Origin of the sequence: Janthinobacterium sp. Ant5-2-1 (assembly GCF_001445815.1) — a bacterium.
In the GTDB taxonomy this organism is placed as follows: domain Bacteria; phylum Pseudomonadota; class Gammaproteobacteria; order Burkholderiales; family Burkholderiaceae_D; genus Janthinobacterium; species Janthinobacterium lividum_E.
In genome coordinates, this window is sequence record NZ_LNCE01000010.1 from 85,899 (window position 1) to 105,379 (window position 19,481).

General features: G+C 64.6%; 17 protein-coding genes. 5 read left to right on the plus strand and 12 right to left on the minus strand.

The window, feature by feature from the left end:
* Positions 1-3: 3 nt before the first annotated feature.
* The 9 genes from ASN89_RS03140 to ASN89_RS03180 form a co-directional block, all read right to left on the minus strand.
* Complete coding sequence (locus ASN89_RS03140; RefSeq protein ID WP_268747017.1) at positions 4-474, minus strand: type II secretion system protein; 471 nt, start codon at positions 472-474, stop codon at positions 4-6.
* A complete protein-coding gene (locus tag ASN89_RS03145; protein ID WP_058048236.1) occupies positions 471-2,351 on the minus strand; it encodes a secretin and TonB N-terminal domain-containing protein in 1,881 nt (626 codons plus the stop codon). The genes ASN89_RS03140 and ASN89_RS03145 overlap by 4 nt, the downstream gene beginning before the upstream one ends.
* Before the next feature lie 17 nt (positions 2,352-2,368).
* Entirely contained in the window at positions 2,369-2,905 is a 537-nt protein-coding gene (locus ASN89_RS03150) for a hypothetical protein (RefSeq protein ID WP_058048237.1), read from the minus strand.
* A complete protein-coding gene (pilO, locus tag ASN89_RS03155; protein WP_058048238.1) occupies positions 2,902-3,522 on the minus strand; it encodes a type 4a pilus biogenesis protein PilO in 621 nt (206 codons plus the stop codon). The genes ASN89_RS03150 and pilO overlap by 4 nt, the downstream gene beginning before the upstream one ends.
* Complete coding sequence (locus ASN89_RS03160) at positions 3,510-4,052, minus strand: hypothetical protein (protein WP_058048239.1); 543 nt, start codon at positions 4,050-4,052, stop codon at positions 3,510-3,512. Before ASN89_RS03160 ends, pilO begins: the two co-directional genes overlap by 13 nt.
* Positions 4,043-4,831: a hypothetical protein gene (locus ASN89_RS03165; protein WP_152988425.1), complete on the minus strand. Its 789-nt coding sequence runs from the start codon at positions 4,829-4,831 to the stop codon at positions 4,043-4,045. Before ASN89_RS03165 ends, ASN89_RS03160 begins: the two co-directional genes overlap by 10 nt.
* Entirely contained in the window at positions 4,818-6,515 is a 1,698-nt protein-coding gene (locus tag ASN89_RS03170) for a GspE/PulE family protein (protein ID WP_058048241.1), read from the minus strand. The genes ASN89_RS03165 and ASN89_RS03170 overlap by 14 nt, the downstream gene beginning before the upstream one ends.
* Before the next feature lie 10 nt (positions 6,516-6,525).
* Entirely contained in the window at positions 6,526-7,719 is a 1,194-nt protein-coding gene (locus tag ASN89_RS03175) for a type II secretion system F family protein (protein WP_058048242.1), read from the minus strand.
* Between the two features lie 250 nt (positions 7,720-7,969).
* Entirely contained in the window at positions 7,970-10,501 is a 2,532-nt protein-coding gene (locus ASN89_RS03180) for a M4 family metallopeptidase (RefSeq protein WP_058048243.1), read from the minus strand.
* A gap of 672 nt (positions 10,502-11,173) precedes the next feature.
* On the opposite strand from ASN89_RS03180, the gene ASN89_RS03185 reads away from it, so the two are divergent.
* Positions 11,174-11,830, plus strand: a complete 657-nt coding sequence (locus tag ASN89_RS03185) for a hypothetical protein (protein ID WP_058048244.1) — start codon at positions 11,174-11,176, stop codon at positions 11,828-11,830.
* Between the two features lie 51 nt (positions 11,831-11,881).
* On the opposite strand, the gene argH is transcribed toward ASN89_RS03185, so the two are convergent.
* Positions 11,882-13,279: an argininosuccinate lyase gene (argH, locus tag ASN89_RS03190; RefSeq protein WP_046684286.1), complete on the minus strand. Its 1,398-nt coding sequence runs from the start codon at positions 13,277-13,279 to the stop codon at positions 11,882-11,884.
* Between the two features lie 265 nt (positions 13,280-13,544).
* Here argH and ASN89_RS03195 point away from each other — a divergent pair, with 265 nt between their 5' ends.
* From ASN89_RS03195 to ASN89_RS03205, 3 genes are all read left to right on the plus strand, one after another.
* Positions 13,545-13,751 carry a hypothetical protein gene (locus ASN89_RS03195; RefSeq protein WP_058048245.1) on the plus strand — a complete coding sequence of 69 codons (207 nt, stop codon included), beginning with the start codon at positions 13,545-13,547 and terminating at the stop codon, positions 13,749-13,751.
* Between the two features lie 155 nt (positions 13,752-13,906).
* A complete protein-coding gene (locus ASN89_RS03200; protein ID WP_058048246.1) occupies positions 13,907-14,332 on the plus strand; it encodes a GNAT family N-acetyltransferase in 426 nt (141 codons plus the stop codon).
* Between the two features lie 154 nt (positions 14,333-14,486).
* Positions 14,487-15,692, plus strand: a complete 1,206-nt coding sequence (locus ASN89_RS03205) for an alpha/beta hydrolase family protein (RefSeq protein WP_058048247.1) — start codon at positions 14,487-14,489, stop codon at positions 15,690-15,692.
* A gap of 39 nt (positions 15,693-15,731) precedes the next feature.
* On the opposite strand, the gene ASN89_RS03210 is transcribed toward ASN89_RS03205, so the two are convergent.
* Together ASN89_RS03210 and ASN89_RS03215 are read right to left on the minus strand one after the other, a co-directional pair.
* Positions 15,732-17,120: a YfcC family protein gene (locus ASN89_RS03210; protein WP_058048248.1), complete on the minus strand. Its 1,389-nt coding sequence runs from the start codon at positions 17,118-17,120 to the stop codon at positions 15,732-15,734.
* Between the two features lie 9 nt (positions 17,121-17,129).
* A complete protein-coding gene (locus ASN89_RS03215; RefSeq protein WP_058048249.1) occupies positions 17,130-18,266 on the minus strand; it encodes a succinylglutamate desuccinylase/aspartoacylase family protein in 1,137 nt (378 codons plus the stop codon).
* A gap of 199 nt (positions 18,267-18,465) precedes the next feature.
* Between ASN89_RS03215 and ASN89_RS03220 the strand changes: the two genes are divergently transcribed.
* Positions 18,466-19,467: a MurR/RpiR family transcriptional regulator gene (locus ASN89_RS03220; RefSeq protein ID WP_058048250.1), complete on the plus strand. Its 1,002-nt coding sequence runs from the start codon at positions 18,466-18,468 to the stop codon at positions 19,465-19,467.
* The last annotated feature ends 14 nt before the right edge of the window (positions 19,468-19,481 follow it).

Genomic DNA, 19,481 nt, shown 5'->3' on the forward strand with positions numbered 1-19,481 from the left:
GGTTCACCATTGATTGAGCGGCACGCCGTTCAGGCCCACCTTGGTCGAGCGCGAGGCGACGTCGAACACGTCCTCGCCTTCGCTGGGATTGTCGGGCGGCGAGGCATAGGCGCGCTTGCTCCAGCTGTCGGCGGCGCTGCCTTCTTCCCTGGGCTGGAACGGGTCGCGCGGCAAGCGGCGAAGGAAATAGATGTTTTGCTTGGACGGGCTGCGCTGGTCGGGCACGCCCTCGACCAGTTCCTCGAGTTTTTTCGGATAGCCGGAGGCGCCCAGCGACAGCTTGATGCGGCCATTGTCCGAAGCGCGCTTGTAGGCATCGATCGCTTCGCGCATCTCGATCAGGGCGCTGCGCAACTGCTGTTCCTTGGACCGTTGCAATGCCACCTGCGCCATCGGCACGGCCACCGTGGCCAGGGTCGCCATGATGGCCAGGGTGATCATCAGCTCGATGAAGGTAAATCCCCTTGGCTTCACTGGCCACCCTTGCCTGATTTTTCGCCGGCGGCGGGCGCCTCGTCGCCGCCCGTCATGGGCGAGCCGGTGCGCGGCGCTGCCTGCTCGGGTGCGGCAATCGCCTCGGGAGAGCCGCCCACGCTGGCGCGTCCGCCCACGGATGCCTCGGTGCCCGAGTTGAATTCGGCCGTCATCAGGTCCGGGCGGCGGATGCTGCGCAGCAGGCGCGGCGTGATCGACAGCACGATCTCGCTGCGCATGGCGTCGTCCTTCTGGCTGCCGAACAGGCGGTTCAGCACGGGCAGTTCGCCCACGCCCGGCACCTTGTTGGCCGTGCCACGGTCTTCATCGCTGATCAGGCCTGCCAGCACCTGGGTCTCGCCATCCTTCAGGCGCAGGACGGTGGACGCGCTGCGCGTGCCGATCTGGTAAGCCTGCGTGCCCGTCTTGCTGATCACTTCCTTGACGACGTTCGACACTTCCAGGTTGATCTTGATGGCCACTTCGTCGTCCAGGTAGACGTTCGGTTCCACGTCGAGCTTCAAGCCCACGTCGATGTAGTTGACGCTGTCGGAACTGACGCCGTTATTCGTCGTGACGGTGATGACGGGCACGCGGTCGCCGATGAGGATCTTGGCTTTTTCCTTGTTGCGCACGCGGATGCGCGGGTTGGCGAGGATATTGCTGTCGCTGTCCGTCTTGTTGGCGTTCAGGGTGACGCCGCCGATGCCCAGGTTGATATTGTCGCCATTGATGCGGTGTAGGTCCGCCACTTTCAGGCCACCCAGGCCTCCCGTAATACCTGCAGCACCGGCCAGTGTCAGGCTGGCCTGGTCCGGCCAGCGCACACCCAGTTCCATCAGGCGCGTGCGCTTGACTTCCAGTACTTCCACTTCCAGCATCACTTCCGGGTCGGCCAGGTCTTGCACGTTGATGATGCGCTCGGCCATGCGCACCATTTCCGGCGTATCGCGCAGCATGATGATGCCCAGGCGTTCATCCGTGACGACATCCTTGGCCTTGAGCAGGGTCTTGATGGAAAACGCCACCGTCTTGACATCGGCATTGGCGAGGAAAAAAGTGCGCACGACGAGCTGCTGGTAATCCTTCACTTTTTGCGGCGTGTTCGGGTAGATCGTGATCGACTTGTCGCTGGTGACGCTTTGCTCCAGCTGGTTCGCTCCCAGCAGCATGGCAATCGCCTCTTCGATGCTGGTATCGCGCACGGAGATCGTGGCGCGCAGGGCCGGGTCGACCTCCTTGTCGAAGACGAAGTTCAGGCCCGACACCTTGCTGATGAAGTCGAACACGGAGCGCAGCGGCGCGTCGCGAAACTCGAGGGTGACGGGTTTGCGGTAGGCCGCCGCCAGCTTGCCGCCGGCCGGCAGGCTTTTCGACTGCGCCTCGCCGATGCGGCTTTTCAGAGCCAGCGCCTCGCGCTGCGCGGGGCGCTCCTGCAGCACCTGGCGCAAGGCTTCCTGCGCCTGCGCGACATTCGCCTCGCCACCGCGCTGGTAGCTGGCCTGCGCTTCCTGCACCAGCTTGCGGTGCCGTTCATCCTGCGCCACGCCGGCCAGGCCCCGCTGCGCCACGTCGTTGCTGGCATCCAGTGCCAGCGCCTGCTGGTACAGCGCCTGTGCTTCGGGCAGCTTGCCTTGCTGGCGCAGCGCCTCGGCGCGGCCATTGAGGTTGTTCAGCGCGCGCATCCTGCCGTTGGTGACGGCGATGCGGTACTTGGCGTTGGTCGGCTCGGCTTGCGCCGCCTGTTCCAGCAGGGCCAGGCCCTGTTCCGTGCGGCCGGCGCCCAGCATGGCCTGGCCATCGTTATAGGCCTGGTTGCCGGCGCAGGCTGCCAGCAGGGACAGCATCGGCAGCAGGGTGATGAGATTACGAGACATGGGTGCGGCGCGTCGTTTCAATTGAGATCCCCTACGGCGAGTGTCTGTTTCAGGTTAAGCGGCAGATAGGTAAATTGCAGAGAACCCTGCACCATGCCGTCGAAGCGGTAACGCTCTTCGAGCGTGTCGCCTGGGCGCGCCACGACATTGCGTTCACCCGCTTGCAGGAAGTAGGCCGCCTTGCCTTCGTCGACAAAGCGGCCAAGGAATTGAAATGGCAGCGGTGGCGGCGCGTTCGCATCGACGCGGGCAACGGGCAGCGCGGCCTGGGCCACCTGCTGGTCGAGCATGATCTTTTTTGGCGTCTCCGGCTGCCAGCTTTGCTTGGCGAACAGGTTGGCCGCTTCCTCGTCGTCGAGTCCCCGGCGCGGTTCGATGGCCAGCGCGCGATTCGTTTGCGCAGCTGCAGCGGCGGCGATGGGCGCTGGCGCCACCCGCTCCACCTGGCGTGGCGTGGCCGTGGCCGGTCCCACGATGCTGCCTTCGTCCTCTGGCGCGAAGAGAGCGGCCAGCAAGGTCGTCACGGCGGCGGCTCCCAGTACGGCTTTTTTCATCGACGCACCTCCGCCTTCTTCACCAGCAGGATGAACTGGATGCGCGCGTCGATTTCGCCCGCCTCGATCTGCTCGCGCTTGAAGAGCACAGAGTCCAAGGTCAGGGTGGGCAGCGCTTGCAGGGCATCGACGATAAAGGTTTGCAGCTGCGCGTATTCGGCCTTGACGGGCAGGGTGATCTGGTAACGTAAAAAGGCCGTGTTGCCGTCTTCCTGCGGCTTGTAGTCGGCCTTGGCCAGGGTGACGCCGCTCTTTTGCGCCACTTCCAGCAATGCCTTCAATTGTTCGGGAATGCTGTCATGCGCGGGCAGGTAGGCGTGAAAGGCGGCCAGGCTGTCGGCATCCGCATCGAGCGTGACAGGTGCCGGCGGCAGCGCCGCCTGTTTCGCCATCATGGCCAGCTGCGCGCGTAATTGCTGCTGGCGTCCGGCCAATGCATCGCCCTGCTGCACGGCGAAAGCGGCCAGCGCCAGGCAGGCCGCGCCGAGGGTACAAGGCCAGCCCAGGGTGCGCCCCAGCCGCTGCGCTTCCCACGCCAGCCGCGGCGGCACGTGCAGCTGCAGGCGCGCGCGGGCCACGGGCGTGCCGGCTTTTAACACGGGTTTTATTGCCGCCATTGCGCCTCCAGCTGAAAACGGTAAGGGTGTTCGGGGGCGTTCGCATTCATCTCGTGCTTGAGCAGATACACGGAGCTGAACATGGGTTGCTGGTTCAGGAAGGCCAGGTAATTGAGCATGTCTTGCGGCGTTTCCGCCTCGGCGGCGATCTTCAGGACGCTGGCGCCATCCTGTCCCTGCTGTGCGTTCAGGTCCAGCCCCAGCAGGGCCACGCGCACGTCACGCGGCGCCTGCACTGTCTTGATCAGGCGCGTGACGGGCAGGTTAAGCTGGCGCACGGCGGCGGCCACCTGTTTCAGTTCGAGGTCGCGTTCGCGCTGCTGGCTCACCGACAAGGGCGCGCGCACGGGGCGCGCGGGCTGCAGCTGCGCCAGTTGCGCTTCCAGGCGCCGCGTTTCCTGCGCCTGCACCAGCCAGTACCCGGCGGCCAGCAGCAGCATCAAGCCGCCCGCCAGGCACAGGGCCAGGCGCCAGCCCTTGAAGGTCTGCATTGCGCTGGGTGGCAAAAATTCCAGGCGGCTCAGGCCCATGCGGCCTCCCGCATCAGGTGGGCACCGCTGGCCACGGCGACGGGCACGAAGCGCTCCGGCACGTTCGCTTGCGGCACGCCGCTCAAGTCGAGCAGCGTCACCTGTTCGATGGCGTCGAGCTGCGGCGCGCGCAAGTTCCAGCGCCGCCAGGCCCGTTCCAGTTCATCGCCCCAGTCCGCGGCGCAGGACTGGCTGTGCAGGGCCGTGATGCGTCCGTCGCTCGCCGTTGCCAGCAGCAGCCTGCCCGCTTCCACCAGGGCGAAGGCGGCCGGTTTGCCGCCGGCGATGCTGCGCCAGGCCGGTCCGGCGATCGGCTCGATGGACAGGCAGCGCCGGCCATGTGCTGCCGCCGCATCCTGCACGCCTTGCAGCAGGGCCGCATCGATGCCGCAGGCCAGGCGCGGCTTGCCATAGGGGGCGTCGTCGGCAGCCAGGCGCCAGGCGCGTGCGCCCTCGCCATACACGGCGCCGAACTGGCTGTGCAGGAAGCGCTGTGCGCTGGCCCGGTCGAGCAGGGCGCCGCTCCACGGCACCACCTGCATGGCGCACCAGCGGCTGGCCAGGCTGACGGCCAGCGGCAGTTTTTTAGCGCCAGCGTGTTCAAGCCAGCCGCGCAGGGCGGCCAGCGCCACTTCCCAGCTGGCGTCGGGATTCGCAATGGGCAGGTGGAAGGCGCTGTCCGCCACGGGACGGCCGGCGCGGCGCAGCACGCCGTGCAGCCCGTGCGGCGCCAGGTGCAGGCACACGGTGGCGCGGGCAAGGTGTTCAATAAGTGACACGATTGAGCTCCGCTAAAGTGGTTTCGCCGCGCCGCACCAGGTCCAGGCCCGCTTCGCGCGCCAGGCGAAAACCGTTGCGCGCCGCTTCTTCCTTCATCTGGCTCAGGGGCGCGCGCGTGCAGATCATTTCGCGCATGGCGTCGCTGAGCATCAAGACTTCGGCGACGGCCTTGCGGCCCTTGTAGCCGGTGCCGCGGCAATGGCCGCAGCCCTTGCCGGCCATGAACTGCCAGTCCTGCACCTGGTGCAGGGCCAGGCCGCTGTCGCGCAATTGCTGCGCATCGGCCAGCACCTCGGCGCTGGCGTCGACGGCGCAATGGGCGCAATTGAGGCGCAGCAGGCGCTGCGCCACGATACCGTTCAGGGCCGCCGCAAAGCTGTAGGCGTCGACGCCCATGTGCAGGAAGCGCCCGACCACGTCAAAGACGTTGTTTGCATGTACGGTGGTAAACACCAGGTGGCCCGTGAGCGCTGCCTGCACGGCGATCTGCGCCGTTTCATCGTCGCGGATTTCGCCGATCATGATCTTGTCCGGGTCGTGGCGCAGGATGGAGCGCAGGCCGCGCGCGAACGTCAGCCCCTTCTTTTCGTTGACGGGAATCTGCAGCACGCGCGGCAAGCGGTATTCGACGGGGTCCTCGATGGTGACGATCTTGTCGCGTCCCGTATTGATTTCAGTGATGGCCGCGTACAGGGTGGTGGTCTTGCCGGAACCCGTGGGTCCCGTCACCAGCAGCATGCCGTGCGGCTTGGCGGCCAGGCGGCGGATCTGCTCGATGGCGTCCTCGTTCAGGCCCAGGCTTTCCAGGCGCAGCGCCTGCGCCGCCTCCGTCAGCGCGCGCCGGTCCAGCAGGCGCAGCACGGCGTCTTCGCCAAAGATATTGGGCATGATGGAAACGCGAAAATCGATCTCCGCCCCTTTCACGCGCACCTTGAAGCGGCCATCCTGGGGGATGCGCCGCTCGGCGATATCGAGATCGGCCATGACCTTGATGCGCGAGATAATCTGCTCGGCCATCTGTAGCCCCTGCACCTGGCCCGCCTGCACCAGCACGCCGTCGACGCGGTATTTGATGACGAGGCTGGCCACGTCGCATTCGAGGTGGATGTCGCTGGCCTGGAATTTCAGGGCGTCGTAGATGGTGGAGTTCACCAGTTTGACCACCGGGCTGCTGTCCTCGCTGATGCGGATCAGCGAGATGTCCTCGATGCTCTGGTCCAGCCCTGGAATGTCATCCCCATGCTGCATTTCCTGCATCGCCTGCTGCACGCTTTCCTGTTGCAGCAGATAGGCGGCCAGGTCGTCCGGGTGCGCCAGCGCCACCGTGAAGGGCGTGGACAGGGCGAAGTCGGCCCACTGCAGCAAGTCTTCGGCAAACGGGTTGCCGATGACGAGCACGGGCGGCGCGCCGGGGACGCCTGGCTGCAGCAGCACGCAGTCGCGTTGGGCGCAATCCGTGTAGGGCAGCAGGCCGAACGCGGGCAAGGCTGCCTGCAGCTCGGCCATCGTCCACGCCGGGTAGCGGAACAGGGCGGCCAGCTGGCGCAAAAAGACTTCGGGCGGCAGGGCCGCCGTTTCCTGCAGCACGGCCATCTGCGGGCGGCCCTGTTGCAGCGCGCTGGCGTGGGCGCGGCGCAGCATGGCGGCATCGAGCACGGCCCGTTCCTCGTCGCGTGCGTTCATGTCATGACTCTCACGATAAGCTCCCGGCCAGTTCAAAGATCGGCATGTACATCAGCACCACCACGCCGCCGATGACGACACCGATGATGGTCATCAAGAGCGGTTCGAGCAGGCGCGACGCCCAGTCCACCCAGCGGGCGAATTCCTCGTCGTGGAACTTGGCCGAGCGTTCCAGCATGTCGCCCAGGCGGCCCGTGTTCTCTCCCACTTTCAGCAGCGATTGCGCCACCGGCGTAGCCATGTCGGCCTGTTCCAGCGCCGTGGAAAACGGCATGCCTTCCTGTACCGCGCGGCGCGCCAGCGCCAGTTGCTCCTGCTGCGCCGGCAGCAGCATGGGGCCGACCATGGCCAGCGCCTTGTGCAGCGGGATGCCGGCGTGCAGCAGCAGGCTGAGGGCGCGGTAGAAGCGGGCCAGGCGGAATTCCGCCGCCTTCCCGGCCAGCACGGGCAGGCGCAAGAGGCGCAGCACCAGCGCCATGCGCATGGCGCGGTTGGCGATGCCAAAGACCACGGCGCCGACCACGGCGGCCAGCGCGCCGGCGCACAGCAGCGGATGCGCGGCCAGGGTCTGGCCAAAGCCGAGCAGCATTTGCGACATCCACGGAATCTCGCGGCCCGAGCTTTCGTAGACAACGCTGAACTTGGGCACCACGTAGCCGAGCAGGAACAGGGTCACGAGGCCGCCGACGACGAGCAGCATGCACGGGTAGATGGCGGCGGAAATGAGTTTTTTGCGGATGGCGTCGAACTGCAGCTGGTAGGCGACGAAGCGCGCCAGCGCCTCGGGCAGGTTGCCCGAGCGTTCGGCCGCGTGCACGGTGGCGATGTAAATGTCGGGGAAGATGTCGGGAAAACCGGCCAGGGTGTCGGAAAAGCTTAGGCCCTGCTGCAGGGTGAGGACGATGGCGGCCAGGGTGGCCTTGGCGCCCGCGCGCGTTTCCTTGTTGTGCAGGGTGGCCATGGCCTCGCCCAGGTTCAGGCCCGCTTCGAGCAGGGCCAGCAGCTCCTGGCTGAATTGCAGCAGGGGCAGGCCCTGTTTGCCGGGACGCAGCGCGACGCCCGCGTCCTGCGCAGCGCCGTCATCGACTGCCAGCACGCGCCAGCCGCCGCGCACGGCCGCGCGGATCGCCTCGGCCTCGCTGGCGGCGTCGATGGCCAGCGCCTGGCTGCCCGCCGGACCCTGCACCTGGAGGTGGAACTGCATCGTCGGCTCAGGCGAGCATGGCGAGGGCCTGGGGCGTGAAAATGGGGTGATGTGAAAAGGGTACAGCGCGTGCGGACAAGGTCGAAGTAGGCATCGGTCAGGAACAATCCAAAAAAAAGTTCAATTCGTCGCGGGTACCGGCAGCAGGCAGGAGGCAATCACGGCCTCAGGGTAGACTGGAATTGCCAGGAAATCAATCGTGCCGTGCGGGCAAGCCCTGTATCGATGGCTTGCCCGCATGTTCAGCCGCTTACTGGGTAACCAGGCTGACCTTGTCGATCACGAACGAGGTTTGCAGCGATGCATCCTCGGTCGCGGCAAACGAGATCTGCACGGTCTGGCCCTTGTAGGCGATCAGGTCGAAGGTGCGGATCTGGTAGCCGGCAGCCTTGTTCACGTTCGAGTACGAGGCCAGGGTGCCCAGCACCGTACCGGCGCTGTTCTTCACGGTGACGACCAGCTTGTCGTACACGGTATTGCCCGTTTCAGCCGTGTCGATATGCAGCGCGAAGGTCAGGCTGGCGGACGTGGTGGCGGCCGGAATGGCCACGCTTTGCGTCAGCGATTCGCTGGCCGTGGCGCCATTGCCGCCCAGCCAGGCGTACTTCGTGCCTTCGTACGCGGTCTGGCCCGTGAAGGTGCCGATGGCGCCCGTGGTGCCGCTCCAGCCCGTGGCGCCGGACTCGAAGCCGCCGTTCGTCACGCGCTCGGTGGCGCTGCTCGTGCCGACCGTCAGGGTGGCGTTGTTCGACGTGGCCGTCACGGCAGGCGAGGACGAATCCGTCACCGTGGCCTTGAAGACGGCGCCGCTGTCGGCCGCCACGGTCGTGAAGCTGTAGGCTGGCGACGTGGCGCCGCTGATCACGGCGCCGTTGCGGTACCACTTGTAGGTGTACGGCGCCGTGCCGCCGCCCGCGCCCACGGCGAACGAGGCGGTGGCGCCCGGTGCGACGGTGATGCTGGCCGGCTGGCTGGTGATGGTCACCGCGCCGCCCGTCGTCGATTCATCGACGTCGGCGCCCACGTTGATGGCCGCATACGCGCGCTTGACGGCGATGGACTCGGCGCTGCCCACGCCATACAGTTCCTCGGCTGCCTGCAGCACCTTGTTGCGCGCGTCGGCGTAGTTGGTCGACGAGGTGAACTTGGTGGTGGCTGCCTTGAACCAGATGCGGTACGCCTTGTCGCTGCCGATACCGGTCATGGCCAGCGGGCTTTTGTTCAGGTAGGAGCTGTAGTAGTCGCTGCTGGACGTGGAATTCGAACCTTGCGACAGGAAGTAGAACATGCGGTTGTTTGGACCGCTGCTGTAGTGGACGTCCAGGTTCTTGATGGTGCTGCTCCACGCATTCGGGCTGCTGCCATCCTTGCTCGGCTTGTACAGCCAGCGCAGCGGCTGGCCATTCTTGGCGATTTCCTTGCCCGTCATCCAATCGTTGCCCGTGTTCGGAATCGTCGTGCCCGTGCCGCCGGCGCGCGCATAGGCTTCCACCATTTCGCCGGCGATGTCCGAGCTCGATTCGTTCAAGCCGCCCGACTCCTGCGAGTAGATCAGGCCCGAGGTGGCGTCCGTGATGCCGTGGCCCATTTCATGGCCGATCACGTCGATGGAACCGAGGTTGTTGAACGAGCTGCCGCCGTCGCCGATGTACATGCACTTGCAGTTGCTGTCGTAGTAGGCGTTGTCGTAGGCCGTGTTGACGTGGGCGGCGATGTGGGTGGCTGTGTTGTTGCCGTCCAGGCTGGACCAGCCCAGCACGTTCTTGTGCGTGTCGTAGGTGTTCATCAGGCCCCACATCGCGTTCACGGCCGCCGTCTGTCCGTTGGCGTTGGTGGTGCTGCCGCCGTTGATGTATTGCTGGCCGTCGCCCCAGGTATTGCTGGTGCTGCTGTACACGCTGCCCGAGGTGGTGCCGTGGTTGGCATTCGTGATGGCCATGCCGCCGAAGCTGCCGCCCGTGCCGCGGCTGGGGTCCTTCATGGTGTAGGTGCTGCCCGTGAGCGTGGTGTTGAGCGGCACCTGGCCGTTGTACTGGCTGTTGCCGATGCCGGCCACGGTTTTCAGGGCTTTCCATTGACGCAGGATGCGGCCATCCCTGGCGCTGACGACGGTGTCGTAGTAGACCGGTTTGCTGCCGCTGATCATGCGCGTCTGCACCAGGTAGGCCAGCTCGTAATGGTCGACCACGTCCTGCACGTCGAGGGCGTTCAGCGCGGCTTCCGACTTGTTCTCGGCGCCGGCCACGCGCACGGTTTTCATGACGGGGTAGATCAGCAGCTGCGCATGCGGCGGCACGTGGTCGACGGCGCGCACGCCAATGCTGTCCACGGCGGCGGCGATGGCGGCGGCGGCGCTGATGGCCGGCGTGGTGTCGATATCGGTGGTGGCGCTGCGGGTGACGGAATTGACGCCGCCGCTACCGAGGCCGGACGCGCGGTCCGACACGGATTCGCTGACGATGTCGCCGGCGCTGTTGCTGACCACGACCGTTTCGGAACCGAAGACGGGCAAGCCCTTGTAGGTGTGCTGTACGCGGCTCACGCGCGTGCCGCTGACACCAGGATGCTGGGCGCCGACGGCAAAGCCATGTTCGGTATTCAGGCCGCGGCTGCGCGCCTGCGCTGCCAGCTTGTTGACCAGGCTGGCGGTCTCTTGTGGAGAAGCCAGGGCGACCGGGGCAGCCATCAGGGTGTGTGGCAGCGGCGTGGCGGCGTCTGCCGTGGTGGCCATCAGCGGCAGGGCGGCGATGGATGCGGCAACTATCGTCAAACGTAAATTCATTTCTGCTCCATGGTATCGGTTAAGGAAATGGTGAATGAGCTGGCCGCGATGCCTGATGGCCACCCCGGCGTGCCTGGCGGCGGGCGGATAGCCTGCCGTTTTGTGGTGGCATGACGCCGGGTAGGGCGACACTAAACTTGTCGAGATCGCCATGTCAAAAAATTCAAGAAATGGGTCACTCCACGAATTTTTGTTAAAAATTGAACATTTATCGGCGCCGGATCGTTGGAAAGTTTGATCTACCACAAGCTGCAACTTTTGTTATGGACTACTTCCCCTAATGGAGCGTTCTGTTGGAAAAACACTGTTGCCTTTTCTAAATGTTGCGATCTACACTAGCTCTTCGCGTTGTCCCCAGTGGACCAGGCGAAAACAAAAAAAGCGCACGCGGCAATGACCGCGTCCAGATACAGCGCATCGGGAAAAAAATCGGGAGTTTCACATGACGTCAGTTCTATTTTCTGCTGTGGGTTTCAGCCATTTCCCCTCTGGAGCGGCATTCATGCTGCATCCGCCTTCCTAGCGGCCGCCAGCCGGCTCTTCCCCCGCGAGGGGTTCTTTTCCGCGAGTCCGACCGCGCCGCCCGGCGTGGCCGCTGGCGCAGTGCATCCTTTTTTCAGGAAGGGTTGCCGGCTCCTGGTGCGTGCACCGGAATCACCGGCCCGAAGAACTATGCTTTCGATAGCGACCAAAGTGGAACAGATCGTGATGGAATCGGCCTTTCTCAGCGAGGGATTGGGCCGAGGCTTGCTGAACCTGTCGGAACTGGCGCGCCAGCTGCAGCCGCAATTGCAGACCGACTTGTGGAAGCCGGTGGGGCAGGCCGCCGTGGTGATGGCGCTGCGCCGCCTGGCCGAACGCATGCCGCAGCAGAAAAGCGGCGAGATCATGGTGGCGCATCGCGCGGGCGAACTGTCCACGCGCAGCGAATTGATGATTTTTACCTACCGCTATTCCGACCAGACCTATGACTGCCAGCGCCAGTTGCTGGCGCTGGCGGCACCCCAGCGCGGCACCTTCATTACCGTCACGCGCGGCGTCAACGAGGTGATGGTGATCTGCAGCCGTTCGCTGCATGCGCTGGTGGAAGAGGTTTTCGGCGAAGAGCAGGAACTGGCGCGCCTGGAGCGGGTGACGGCCGTGACCTTGCACCTGGCGCCCGAAACCTGCTATACGCCGGGCGTGTATCACGCCATCCTCAAGCGCCTGGCGTGGGAGCGGATCAACCTGATCAACATCATCTGCACGTATACGGAGCTGACCTTGCTGCTGGAGGCGTCGCAGACGGGGGCGGCTTTTTCCGTGCTGTCGAAAATCGTCGCGCAATGAAAAACGCCCCGCTGCATCGCTGCAGCGGGGCGCTGGCGGTACGCAGCCCGTTTATTTTTCCAGCTGCGTACGCACGCGGGCGATCGCGGCGCGTACCTGGCGTGGCGCGGTGCCGCCCACGTGGTCGCGCGCGGCAACGGAGCCTTCCAGGGTCAGCACGGCAAACACGTCTTCGTCCGTCAACGGGGAAAACGCGCGCAGCTGCTCGAGCGACAGGTCGGCCAGGTCGCAGCCGGCGTCAACGCAGGCGCGCACGGCCAGGGCCACCGCTTCATGCGCGTCGCGGAACGGCAAGCCCTTCTTGACCAGGTAGTCGGCCAGGTCGGTCGCCGTGGCGTAGCCCTGCAGGGCGGCCGCGCGCATCGCTTCCGGTTTCACCGTGATGCCGCCAGCCATGTCGGCGAAGATGCGCAAGGTGTCGATGACGGTGTCGACGGTGTCGAACAGCGGTTCCTTGTCTTCCTGGTTGTCCTTGTTGTAGGCCAGCGGCTGGCCTTTCATCAGGGTCAACAGACCAATCAGGTGACCGTAGACGCGGCCCGTCTTGCCACGCGCCAGTTCCGGTACGTCCGGGTTTTTCTTTTGCGGCATGATCGACGAGCCGGTGCAGAAGCGGTCGGCGATGTCGATGAAGCCGATGCGTGGGCTCATCCAGATCACCAGTTCTTCGGCCATGCGCGACACGTGCATCATCAGCACGGCGGAGGCGGCGCAAAATTCGATGGCGAAGTCGCGGTCCGACACGGCGTCGAGCGAGTTGTGGCACACGTCGTCAAAGCCCAGCGTTTTTGCCACGCGCAGGCGGTCGATGGGGAAGGTGGTGCCGGCCAGGGCGGCGGCGCCCAGCGGCAGGCGGTTGACGCGCTTGCGGCAGTCGGCCATGCGCTCGGCGTCGCGGCCGAACATTTCGACATACGCCAGCATGTGGTGGCCGAAGGTGATCGGCTGGGCCACCTGCATGTGGGTAAAGCCCGGCATGATGGTGTCGGCATGCTGCTCGGCCAGGTCCGTCAGCGCGCTGCGGAACGTCGCCAGCAGGGCGGTGATGTCATCGATGGCGGAACGCACGTACAGACGGATATCGGTCGCCACCTGGTCGTTGCGCGAACGGCCCGTGTGCAAGCGCTTGCCCGCATCGCCTACCAGTTCGGTCAGGCGTTTTTCAATATTCAGGTGGACATCTTCCAGGTCCAGCAGCCATTCGAACTGGCCGGCGGCGATTTCCTGCGAGATTTGCGCCATGCCGCGCTGGATTTCCGCGTAGTCGGCCGGGCTGATGATGGCTTGCGCATGCAGCATTTCCGCATGGGCCAGCGAACCTTCGATGTCGAACAGCGCCAGGCGCTTGTCAAAAAATACAGAAGCTGTGTAGCGCTTGACGAGGTCCGAGACCGGTTCGGAAAACCGGGCCGACCAGGCTTCGCCCTTTTTGGAGAATTGATCAGTCATGAAAGAAGTCCTTTAGTGTAGGGCGATTATAAACAAGGTTGGCCGGCGGTAGGGCTTTTAGGGGCTTGCAGGGCGCTGAAATGGCCAGGAATGGGGCTGGCAAGCGTCAAATGCCGCGGCGATGGCCTGTTACGCGTTTCATCCGGGCTTTTTGTATTCTGTCCCGCGTATCGTGCGTTTGGTCGCAATCCGATGGCAGTTCAGGGGCGATCGGCCTACAGTTCAATCATCGCAGCACACAACCAGCCACCCAAAGGACACCATCATGAACATCGCTAAAAACATGGAAGCCATCTTCGTTGCCATCATCGCCGTTGCCGCCGCCACCAGCCTGGCCACCGCCGCCGTGCCGAAGTTCCGTGCCGCGCCAGCCGCTTCCGCCGCCCTCGCCGCCAGCGCCGATCAAGCCACCATGCACACCGTGTATGTCAGCGCCAAGCGTTTGAATGCGGAAGAAAAAGCCGCCCTGTAAGCGTGGCGGCGTAACGCCGGCATGATCAGTAGCAGCAGGCCGGACACCATCACCGGCAGTCGGGACGGGCGGCGCCTCCGGTCCTAGCCAGCCCGGATGACAGCAGCGCGCAAATCGCCGATGATCATATGTTTTCACGACAGGCGGACAGTGCGATGCCACATTTGAATATCAGCAGCGACAAGGCAGAACTCGACGTTCCAGCCATCCATCATTTTCTCAGTACCCAATCTACATGGGCCATCGGCATCCAGCTGGCCACCGTGCAGCGCGCCATCGAGCATTCGCTCTGCGTGGGCGGCTATATCGACGGCCGCCAGATGGCGTTCGCCCGCGTGGTCAGCGACTACGCCACGTTTGCCTATCTGGTCGATGTGTATGTGCTGGAAGAATACCGCGGCCGCGGTTACAGCAAACGCCTGATGGAGGCCGTGATGGAGCATCCTGACTTGCAGGGCCTGCGCCGCTTCATGCTGGCCACTAGCACGGCGCATGATTTGTATGGACGCTACGGCTTTACGGCGCCGCTCAGGCCGGGGACGCTGATGGAGCGGTATTTCCCGGACATATACCAGCGTTGACAGCTGGCGCGGTTTGCGCGTGGCCCCGGTCTTGCTCTGATATCCCGATTTTCTTGATCAACAACGCGACAGCCCACTATCGGACCCTGATTCCATGACATCCTCCTTCCTTTGGCCTCTCCTTGCCGTTTCAATGACGGCGACTGGCGCACCCATGCCGGAGGCATTCAGCCCGGCGCCTTGCGAGACGGGGATATTTCGCAAGGATCAGGCGACCTTCGTCTCCCTGACGAAAGGGGGCAAGGGATACGGCTACACCTTCAGCGACGGGACGGTCGGCAACACACAGGATGCGGGCGCCCTGGTCGCATGCGGCAAGGACGAGCTGCTTGTCGGCGGCTGGGAGCGCTGGCCGAAAGTGGCATTGCTCGAATCGGATACGCGCTTCGAGTCGCATGGCGTTATGCTCGCCGGCCGCCTGATGGAAGCGCCGGGAGCAGGCAAGGACACGCCGCTGGTCGTGTATGCCCATGGCTCCGAAGGCAGCGGCTGGATAGACCGCGCGCGCGATCCTTACCAGATGGTCGGCCGCGGTGTGTCGGTGTTCGTGTACGACAAGCGCGGCAGCGGTCTGTCCGAGGGGGAGTACACGCAGAATTTCCCGCGCCTGGCCGATGACCTGGTGGCCGCGTCGCGTGAAGCCAGGCGGCTGGCGCAAGGCCGCCACGGCCGTTTCGGTCTGTTAGGCGTCAGCCAGGGCGGCTGGATTGTCCCGCTGGCGCAGGCGCGCGCCAAGGCCGACTTCATCGGTATCGGCTATGGTCTGGCGGTCGATATCGCGGAGCAGGATGCGGCGCAGGTTGCCAGGGAAATGCGGGAGCGCGGTTACGGCGATGACATTGTCGCCAAGGCCCGTGGCGCGACGGATATTACGGCGCGGCTGGTGAAATCCGGCTACAAGGACGGCCTGGACGACTTGTCGGTATTCCAGCAGCAGTTTGGCAAGGAACCGTGGTTTGTCCTCATCAAGGGTGGCTACACGGGCGTGTTGCTGGGCATGCCCGTCGAGGAACTGCGCAACCATGGCGTGCCGCAGTTCGACAAGCTTGGCGTCGACTGGTCGCAAGATCCCGTGCAGGTCTTGCGCCAGGTGACGGTACCGCAGTTGTGGGCACTGGCAGAGGAGGACCACCAGGCCCCGCCGGCCGTCACCGTGGAGCGCTTGACGGCGTTGCGCGGCCAGGGCCAGGCCATTTCGATCTATCTTTTCCCGCAGACCGATCACGGCATGCGCAGCTACGCCCAGGCACCGGATGGCACGCGCAAGCCCACCGTCATCACGCCCGGGTTTTACGACCTGATGGCCGACTGGGTAAAGGGCCGGGTCCAGGGAAATTACGGACAGGCATATCGCAAATGAAGCAAAAGCCACGGCGACCGTGCATCGTCGTGGCTTTTTTTATTGCCAGTGCATCAGGCACGGTGGTATCAATAGCAGCAGCGCCAGCACCAAGTAAATCAGCTGCAGCGGGATCATCCACTTGGCCCAGGTAATCCAGGGCACGCGCGCCAGCGCCAGCACGCCGACGGTGATGCCGGAAGTGGGGATCATCGGCGTGGTGAATTCGCCGAACTGGAAGGCCAGTATGGCGGTCTGGCGCGTCACGCCCACGAGGTCGGCCAGCGGCGCCATGATGGGCATGGTGAGCGCCGCCTGGCCGCTGCCCGAGTGGATGAAGAAGTTGATCACCGACTGCATGAAGAACATCTTTTGCGCGGCGAAGACGGGGCTGGACGAGGCCACCAGGGGCGTGAGCGCATGCAGTATGGTGTCGATGATCTGCGCGTCGCGCGCCAGGATCATGGTGCCGCGCGCCAGCGCGATGACGAGCGCCACGCTGACCATGTCGCGCGCGCCCTGCACGAAGGACGCCACCAGGCTGTCCATGTCGAGCCGGCCGACCAGGCCGACGATGATGGCCATCACCAGGAACAGGGCGGCGATTTCATCGATGAACCAGTCGTACTTGACGACGCCGACGACCATCGTCAGCAGGGTCGCCATGAAAATCCACAGCACGGCGCGGTGCGTGCGCGTCATGCCGGCAAAGCTGTCCAGGTCCATCGAGTGCTCGCTGCGCTTCTCGATATCGAGCAGGTAGGTCGGGCTTTTCTCCGGATGGCGCTTGATGCGCGCCGCATACCACATCAGGAATACGATGCTGACCGCCGTGGCGATGGCCCACACGATCAGGCGATAGCCGATGCCGGAAAAGATCGGCACGCCCGCGATACCCTGTGCGATGCCGACGTTGAACGGGTTCAAAAAGGCGGCGGAAAAGCCCACCTGCGAGCCGATGAAGGGAATCGACACGCCCGTGATGGTGTCATAGCCCAGGGCCAGGGCCAGCGGCACGAAGATCAGGATGAAGGGGATCGCTTCCTCGTTCATGCCAAAAGTAGCTCCGCCCAGCGAGAACATGGTGAAGAAGACGGGGATGATGGCGGCGCGCACGAAGCGCGAACTGGTGTGCGCCTTGGCGATGGCCTTGATCAGCGCATCGAAGGCTTCCGTTTTTTGCAGCACGGCGAAGGCGCCGCCGACGATCAGCACGAAGCCGATGATCAGGCTGGCATCGACGAAGCCCTTGATGGGCGCCATCATCAGGGCGGCCAGGCCCTGCGGCTTGTTGTCGACGTAATGAAACGTGCCGGGGACGATCAGCTGCTTGCCGTTCACCAGCTGGGTGTCGAATTTCCCGCCCGGCACCAGCCACGTCGCCACGGCGATCATGGCCAGGATGGCGCACAGCAGGACGAAGGTATTGGGGAGCTTGAATTTTCTCATGGGTGTCACTTATTGGCTCAGCAGGCTGCCGCCGCGGAAGGCTATGCTGCCGGCGACCTTGCCGACGTTCATGCCGCGCAAGACGTGGCGGTGGGCGCTGCGCGCAAAAAAGACACCGGCCACGGTGCAGCGCAAGGTTGTCGTCTCGCCGCTGACGGGGTCGATCAGGTCGGCCACCGCGTCGCCGGCGGCCAGCACGTCGCCCATTTCGCGCAGGTAGACCAGTACGCCGTGATGCGGCGCGAGGATCGGTTCCACGCCGGCCAGCGGCGTCGGCTGGCATTGCGGCGCGGGCAGGTTGTCGCCGGCGCCGGCTATCTCCAGCACGCCCTCGATGGCGAGAAAGCGCAGCAGGGCGGCAGCGTCGCGTTCGGCCAGGGCGTAGCTCACTTCCACTTCGCCGCGCAATTCGACGGTGGTCGACAGGCAGGCGGCGGGAATCGGATAGCGGCCGCCGAAGTGCGCATCGAGGTCCCACCATAACCGGCTGCAGGCTTCGTCGAACGGCTCTTCGCCGGCCGCCAGTTCCAGCAGCACGGCACGCGCGCCCAGGAGCGCGGACAGGGGCGCGATCTGCGCCGCCAGCGGCGTGCCCGTATAGATGTGCAGGGCCGCCTCGTTATCGCAGTGCAGGTCGAGCACGATGTCGGCGTCGATGGCCATGCCCAGCAGGATTTTCTTCAGGGTTTCCGCATCCGTGCCCGGCCGCCAGGCGGCGACGGCGGCGCGCGCGTGCTCGCGTATCAGCGCCACATTGACTTGCGCATCCTGTCCCAGCTTGTCCGCCAGCGTGGTTTTCAGTTCATCGGCCACGTGGCGGTAGGCGCGGTTGAAGTTGATGCCGGTGGTCAAGTCGAAGCGGCCGAACGGCGCGCCATGGATGGCTTGCGCCAGGCCGATCGGGTTGGCGGCCGGCACCAGGATGATTTCGCCGTGGATCTTGCCGGCCGCCTCCAGCGCCAGCAGTTCGCGGCGCAGGAATTGCGACACCAGCATGCCCGGGACCTCGTCCGCGTGCAGGGCCGCCTGGATGTACACCTTCTTTCCGCTGCGGCTAGTGGCGGCCGCAGTGCCGAAGTGGAAGCTGCTCAATTGGCTGGACATGCTGGCGTGCGCGGTGGAGATGGGATGCTGTTGTACGTGCATGGTGGGTGCCCCGAAAAGGTGCATGGTTGATGGATTCCGGTCGATTATGTAGCAATATTTTCACGAAGTAAATCAATGAAAATCCTTTTACAAATATTTGTTGAGTTTTCTTTTTGATATGAGTACAGTAAGTTCCAGCGACCCGATTTCGCCTTCCGCCAGTGATACGCCGTACCCAAGAATACAGGCCGCCAGTGATATGAGAGCATCCGCCAGTCCTGCCTGCAGCAGCGCATCCACGCCAGTGGCCACCACGCTGGCGTCGCCCGATGCCGCGTTCGCGCAATCGCCGCTGGGGCAGGCGCTGATGCATGTGCTGGCCAGCGGCTCGGCGTCGCAGCGGCAGATCGCCGATTACCTGCTGCGCAACCAGATGCGCGTGACGGCGCTGGGCATCGAGGAGCTGGCCGACAGCTGCCAGGTATCGACGGCCACCATCAGCCGCTTCGCGCGCGATATCGGCCAGAAGAATTATTCGGCCATGCGCGGTGCCATGGCCGAAACCCTGCAATCGCTGCTGCAGCCGGTCGACAAACTGCGCCGCACGATAGAACGGCGCGCGCGCGCCACATCGCCCGTCACGGAAAGCCTGGAATATGCGGCCGCGAACATCGCCGCCACCTCCGACGCCCTGTCGCCGCCCGCCATGCAGGCCGTGGTGCGCCGCCTGACGCGCGCCAAGGTGGTGTATGTGATGGGTTTTGGCCTGTCGGCCAATCTGGCCGGCATGCTGGTGCAGCATCTGCAGCCGTTTTGCCCGCACGTGGTGGAAGTGGTGGGTTTCGGCGGCTCGGAAGTGGCGGCCGGCCACCTGGTCAACCTGACGGCGCACGACGTGCTGGTGGTGATCTCGTTCCCCCGTTACACGCTCGACTGCATCGGCCTGGCCAGCTTCGCGCGCGACCGCGGCGCCTGCATCGTGGCGCTCACCGACTCGCCCGCGTCGCCCCTGGCCGAACTTGCCGACCACGCGCTGTACGCGCAAAGCACGCATCCCGTCCTGCCCAGCAGCGCCAGCACGGCCCTGGCCATGATCGAGGCGCTGGCCGTGGCGCTGATGGTATCGAACAGGAAGAACGTAGAAAAAGCGGCCCGCTTGAACGAAGTCATCGCCGCCTATCTGTATGGCGGTGAACATGGCATGCAGGGGACGCGCAAAGCAGCTTCAAAACAACGCAAGGCAGCCGCAAAATCATTATAAAAGTCAGGCATCAA